Below are 539 nucleotides of genomic sequence, written 5' to 3' on the forward strand. Positions count from 1 at the left end.
TCAGCCAGGCGATCAAATGGCTCAATGGCAATTACGAGCAACCGTTGCGCATCGATGACCTGGCCAAGGAAGTAAACCTGAGCGTGTCGACGCTGCATCACCGGTTCAAGGCAATGACCGCGATGAGTCCGCTGCAGTATCAGAAGCAGCTGCGTTTGCAGGAGGCGCGGCGGTTGATGCTGGCCGAAGGGCTGGATGCGTCGGCGGCGGGGTATCGGGTGGGGTATGAGAGCCCGTCGCAGTTCAGCCGGGAATACAGCCGGCTGTTCGGTGCGCCGCCGTTAAGGGATCTGGCGCGGTTGCGGTTGTCGGTGTAATCCAAATAGTGATGGGTGGCCACTGGCCTCATCGCGGGCAAGCCCGCTCCCACAGGTTCTGTGAACACCACAAATCACTGTGGGAGCGGGCTTGCCCGCGATGAGGCCGCAAAGGCCGCCATCGAGTCAGGATCAGGCGCCGAGCACCCGGCACGCCTCGGCAGGCAGGGTTACCGACACCGGGTTGCCGATGCTCAGGCCGAAGCCCTGGCACGGCGTATT

1 protein-coding gene is annotated in these 539 nt (G+C 62.9%); it reads left to right on the forward strand.

Translation table 11 applies throughout. From position 1 onward, the window contains the following. Positions 1-317 (forward strand): helix-turn-helix domain-containing protein (locus UB23_RS14540; protein WP_045060016.1); only part of this gene is annotated, 317 nt, incomplete at its 5' end. Between the last annotated feature and the right edge of the window lie 222 nt (positions 318-539).

It is taken from the genome of Pseudomonas sp. ES3-33 (assembly GCF_000952175.1).
Classification (GTDB): Bacteria; Pseudomonadota; Gammaproteobacteria; order Pseudomonadales; family Pseudomonadaceae; genus Aquipseudomonas; species Aquipseudomonas gregormendelii.